The 4,945-nt window shown below is 66.7% G+C and carries 7 protein-coding genes; all 7 read left to right on the top strand.

Going from position 1 to position 4,945, the window contains the following annotated elements:
* Positions 1–208, top strand: a 208-nt coding sequence (locus NBV68_RS17600; protein ID WP_296312388.1) for a hypothetical protein, incomplete at its 5' end; no start/stop codon positions are given.
* A 105-nt stretch (positions 209–313) separates the two neighbouring features.
* On the top strand, positions 314–472 hold the full coding sequence (locus NBV68_RS17605) for a glutamyl-tRNA amidotransferase (protein ID WP_296312390.1): 159 nt from the start codon (positions 314–316) through the stop codon (positions 470–472).
* The gene (gene gatB, locus NBV68_RS17610; RefSeq protein ID WP_296312393.1) at positions 469–1,965 is read left to right on the top strand and encodes an Asp-tRNA(Asn)/Glu-tRNA(Gln) amidotransferase subunit GatB; all 1,497 of its coding nucleotides are present in this window, start codon (positions 469–471) and stop codon (positions 1,963–1,965) included. Before NBV68_RS17605 ends, gatB begins: the two co-directional genes overlap by 4 nt.
* Positions 1,966–1,968: 3 nt before the next feature.
* Entirely contained in the window at positions 1,969–2,661 is a 693-nt protein-coding gene (locus tag NBV68_RS17615; protein WP_296312396.1) for a hypothetical protein, read from the top strand.
* A gap of 4 nt (positions 2,662–2,665) precedes the next feature.
* Positions 2,666–3,421, top strand: a complete 756-nt coding sequence (locus NBV68_RS17620) for an alpha/beta hydrolase (protein ID WP_296312399.1) — start codon at positions 2,666–2,668, stop codon at positions 3,419–3,421.
* Entirely contained in the window at positions 3,418–3,873 is a 456-nt protein-coding gene (locus tag NBV68_RS17625) for a tRNA (cytidine(34)-2'-O)-methyltransferase (protein WP_296312402.1), read from the top strand. The genes NBV68_RS17620 and NBV68_RS17625 overlap by 4 nt, the downstream gene beginning before the upstream one ends.
* A gap of 118 nt (positions 3,874–3,991) precedes the next feature.
* Positions 3,992–4,795: a hypothetical protein gene (locus NBV68_RS17630; RefSeq protein WP_296312403.1), complete on the top strand. Its 804-nt coding sequence runs from the start codon at positions 3,992–3,994 to the stop codon at positions 4,793–4,795.
* The last annotated feature ends 150 nt before the right edge of the window (positions 4,796–4,945 follow it).

Consider the following 4,945-nt stretch of genomic DNA (forward strand, 5'->3'; position numbering starts at 1 on the left):
AGACACGGTCGTGCGATGGTTCAACGAGCAATTCTATCTGGTCGACTACAGCGCGCCCGGACTGGCCGGCGACGGCTGCGCCGATCCGCACGTTCGCTGGCTGGGCGAGAACGCGCTCGTTTATGCTTGCGGGGATGACGTGTACCGGGTGCTGAAGGGTCTCGAATCCGTCCAGCTCGTCACGCGCAGGAGCAATGGCGGTGCTTGAGGTCGAAATCGCATTGGTTTCGGCTGCGCGCACGCTGAAGCCTGAGCCTCCGTCGGACCAGGGCATCTCGAACAAAAAGATGGCAAGAAACTGGACGAACTTGCAGTGACAGACCAAATCGATCTCATCATTGCCGGGATCGGCATCGCCCTCGCGGTGCCGGTGACATTCATGGTCGCCAATTGGGTAAGGAAGAACGTCGATCACGGCGAGATGCGCTTCGGGCCGGATGGCAAGGTGATCGAGGACGAGGACAAGACATGAGCAACTACCGCATCCAGGGCGCAACCGGTGAATGGGAGGTCGTGATCGGCCTTGAAGTCCACGCGCAGGTCACCTCCAACGCCAAGCTGTTCAGCGGCGCCGCGACCGCCTTCGGTGCGGAGCCGAACGCGCAGGTCAGCCTTGTCGATGCCGCAATGCCGGGCATGCTGCCCGTGCCCAACCGCGAATGCATCCGCCAGGCGGTGCGCACCGGGATGGCGATCGAGGCGCAGATCAACGCGTGGAGCCGGTTCGACCGCAAGAACTACTTCTACGCCGACCTGCCGCAGGGCTACCAGATCAGCCAGCTCTACCACCCCATCGTCGGCGAAGGCTCGCTGCTGATCGAGGCGGACGAGAAGGCGGGGATCGAGGCCGACAAGGTGATCGGTATCGAGCGCATCCATGTCGAACAGGACGCAGGGAAACTGATGCACGATCAGCACCCGACCATGTCCTATGTCGACCTCAACCGTTCGGGCGTGGCGCTGATGGAGATCGTCAGCCGCCCCGACATGGCCTCGCCAGCCGAAGCAGGGGCTTACCTCAGGAAGCTGCGGGCGATCCTGCGCTATGTCGGCTCGTGCGATGGCAACATGGAAGAAGGCTCGATGCGCGCCGACGTCAATGTCAGCGTGCGCCGCGTGGGCGAGGGTCTGGGCACCCGGACCGAGACCAAGAACGTCAACTCGGTGCGCTTCGTCATGCAGGCGATCGAGCATGAGGCGATGCGCCAGGTCGATGTGCTCGAAAGCGGGGGCAGCATCGTGCAGGAAACCCGCCTGTTCGACCCCGGCACCGGCACCACGCGCACCATGCGTTCGAAGGAAGATGCGCACGATTACCGCTACTTCCCCGATCCCGATCTTTTGCCCCTGGTGCTCGAGGAGGATTTCCTCGCCGAATGCCGCGCTTCGCTCCCCGAACTGCCTGACGCCAAGCGCAAGCGCTATGTCGAGGTGCTCGGCCTCACCCCCTACAACGCCCGCGAGCTGACCGCCGAGGTCGAAACCTTCGCGCGGTTCGAGACGCTGCTGGCCGAGACCGCCAAAGCCACCGGCAAGGGCGACGCCGCGGTCGCAACACAGGTCGCCAACTGGTCGCTCTCGGTCGCGCCCGGCGTGATCAAGGCGCTCGGCGATGACGCCGATCCCGCCCACGCCACGGCGAGCGCACAGGCGAGCATCCTCGCCATGGCCGACAAGGGGGAGATCAGCGGCGGGCAGGCCAAGGAGATTTTCGAAATAGTCCTCAAGACCGGCCGCGATCCCGCTGAAATTGCGGACGCGGAAGGGCTGAAGCAGGTCTCCGACACCGGCGCGATCGAAGCTGCGGTCGATGCGATCATCGCCGCCAACGCCGACAAGGTCGAACAGTACCGAGGCGGCAAGGAGGCTTTGTTCGGCTTCTTCGTCGGCCAGACGATGAAGGCGATGCAGGGCAAGGCCAACCCGGCCGTGGTCAACCAGCTGCTGAAGGCCAAGCTGGGGTAGGCCTTGTCGCTGGACGCGATCCGGATCCAGGAGGACGAATTCACCGCGGTCACGCTCGATCTGGTCGGGCGCAGCTTCGGTGTCTCCACGCCCGATGACCACGACACGATCTTCACCGCCGAAGACCTGTTCGAGGAAGTCATGTACCGCCGCGCGGGGCGCGAGACTGGCGACAAGTGCGACAGCGCGATGCTGTTCTTCCGCCTGCGCGGCAATTTTCAGCGGTTGCAGCCGGGGGCATCGATCATGCCCGGGACGCGGCTGAAAGGGCTCTCCCGCATGTCGCCCAAGCGCCTTGCCAAGCGGCTCGCGCGCGAAACCGGGCTGGCGATGCCCGATGCCGAAATCGGCAAGCTCGGCTGCGCGATGGTATTGTTGGGGTTCGCCGGCGGGCCGATCCTGTGGTGGCAGGTCGATTTCGCCGCCGGTTGCCTGACCCTGTTCGGGGCCGGCATGATCAGCCTCTTCGATCGCGGCAGCTATTCGGGAAATTGGGAGACGGTGTGGTCGCTGGTCGATGCCATCGCCCGCAAGAATGTCCCGCGCACCGATGCGATCAGCGGGCGCAGCCGGCCCGAGGATGTGTGGCGGCGCTACGCCGAGATCCTCGCGCTGTCCGCCATGCCCGAGCCCAACGGCGCGCGGCTCGTCGATGCGCACCGGATCGGGCGGATGACCCGGATCGAGCTGGTCTGACACGATGACCGGGAGCCCGCTTCAGACGGTCTATTTCCACGGCCTGCCCGGATCGGCGGCGGAGCTTGCGGGCTTCGGGCCCGAGATCGCAGGGCGCGCGGCGGGGTTCCATGTGGCGGCGCGTGGCGGTGACTTCGCGCGGTTGGCCGACGGGTTAGCGGCCCGCTTGCCCGAAGGCCCGCTGCGGCTGGTCGGTTTCTCGCTCGGCGCGGCGGCAGCCCTGCGGGTCGCGCCCTTGGTGGGCGAGCGGGTGGCGGGGATCGACCTCGTCTCCCCCGCCGCGCCGCTCCAGCTGGGTGACTTTCTAGGAGGGATGGCAGGCGCGCCGGTGTTCCGGGCGGCGCTGGCGGGCGCCGTGCCCTTTGCCGCGCTGACGCTGGTGCAGGCACAGGTCGCCCGCCTCGCGCCCGGAAAGATGGCCGCCGCCCTGTTGGCCAAGGCCAAGGGCGAGGACCGCGCGCTTGCCGCCGATCCGCGTTTCATCGCCGCCCTCGCGCAGTCGCTTCGCCACAGCCTGATCGACAGCCGCGCCGGCTATGCGTCCGAAATCCGCGCCTATGTCACCGACTGGTGCGCGGATCTGGCTAAGGTGCGCGCGCCCGTTGCGATCTGGCAGGGAAGCGCGGACGACTGGACTCCGCCCGCCATGGCCGAAGCGCTGGCCGCCGCCCTGCCGGAGCGCCCGCAGGTAACGCTGCTGCCCGGCCTCTCGCACTTCTCGGCGCTGCGGGCCTATCTGGAAGCGCAGCCTGCCCCATGACCGCCATCATCCTCGTCCAGCCCGAGATCCCCGGCAACACCGGCGCGGTGGGGCGCACCTGCGTGGCGCTCGATATGGAGCTGATCCTGATCCACCCCTTGGGCTTCGCCATCGACGACAAGCGGGTGAAGCGTTCGGGCCTCGATTACTGGCCGCATGTCAGGCTCACCGAATATGCCAGTTGGGACGCCTTCCTCGAAGCGCGCGAGCCCCGGCCCGACCAGCTCTTCCTGTTCGAGGAATTCGGCGCGAGGAGCTTCTACGAGCCCGACTATCCCGATGATGCCTTTCTCGTCTTCGGGCAGGAGACCAAAGGCATCCCGCCCGCGGTGATCGAGCGCCACGCCGACCGCCTGTTCAAGCTGCCGATGCGCTCCGGGGTGATCCGCTCGCTCAACCTTGCCAATACCGTCGCGGCCGCCGCCTATCAGGCTTTGCGGGGCAAGATCTGAGCGGACTGTGGCGCGCCTGACCCGGCGCGCCGAAAAATGCTTGTGCTTCCAAAAAGCCGTTGCGGGCTCGAAATCGTCTGATATTTCATGCCGCATTATCAGATCGGGGGCGCAATCGATGATTTTGAAGAACGTGCGGGCGGGCGTGATAGCTCTTGCCGGAGCAAGCATGCTGGCCTTTTCGGCACCGGCCATCGCCGGGGACACCACGCGTGAGGGTTTCGTCTTCCCCGCCGATGGCAGCATGAAGATCGTGGTCTTCCGCCCCGACGTTAGCGTCGGCTCGCAGAAGGCCGGCGGGATCATCGAGCCCAATGCCGACTGGACCGAGACCGCGCGCGCCAATATCAAGGCCAAGCTGATCGAGCGGGCCACGGCGCTCAACGCCAGCCTCGAATTTGTCGACGAGCTTGAAGGCGAGAACGCCGAGGTGCTGACCGAATACCGGGCGCTGTTCGAGGCCGTGTCGGCGTCGATCTTCACCCACGTCACGGTCGGCGACACTCTGGCGACCAAGCAGAGGCTCGTCTCCGATCCCAAGACGCCCAGTGCGCGCCCGCGCAAGGTCAACACGCTCGACTGGACGCTCGGACCGGGCACCGTGAAGCTGCGCGAGGCTACGGGTGCGGATTATGCGATGTTCGTCTTCACCAACGACGCCTATGGTGATGCCGGGCGCAAGGCGGCGCAGGCGGCGGGGATGCTCGGCTGCCTGATCGGGGTCTGCGTGATGGTGCCTTCGGGCATCCATGTCGGCTATGCCGGGCTGGTCGACCTTTCGACCGGCGATGTCGTGTGGTTCAACACCGATCTCGCGATGGGCGGCGACCCGCGTGAGGTCGAGGGCGCCGACAAGCGCGTCGGCCAGCTGCTTGACGGCTTCCCGCTGCGCGCCGGCTTCGGCCCGGACAAGGCGGAGTGAGCACGCAACCTGCGGAGCGGCGCTCTGCCGCTCCGGGCGGCGGGACGCGTCGCCGCCTGTTCTCCTCGCAGCACGCGCTGCGGCTCGCGCTTGCGGGCCTGCTCGCCGCCGCTTCGCCGGTCGCGGCGATTGCGGCCGCGCAGGACGTGC

Origin of the sequence: Erythrobacter sp., from assembly GCF_023653175.1 — a bacterium.
GTDB lineage: Bacteria > Pseudomonadota > Alphaproteobacteria > Sphingomonadales > Sphingomonadaceae > Erythrobacter.

Excerpts from the sequence above, each read along its gene's own strand:
- NBV68_RS17630 (WP_296312403.1), top strand. The coding sequence starts at position 3,992 with ATGATTTTGAAGAACGTGCGGGCGGGCGTGATAGCTCTTGCCGGAGCA.
- NBV68_RS17625 (WP_296312402.1), top strand. The coding sequence starts at position 3,418 with ATGACCGCCATCATCCTCGTCCAGCCCGAGATCCCCGGCAACACCGGC.
- NBV68_RS17620 (WP_296312399.1), top strand. The coding sequence starts at position 2,666 with ATGACCGGGAGCCCGCTTCAGACGGTCTATTTCCACGGCCTGCCCGGA.
- gatB (WP_296312393.1), top strand. The coding sequence starts at position 469 with ATGAGCAACTACCGCATCCAGGGCGCAACCGGTGAATGGGAGGTCGTG.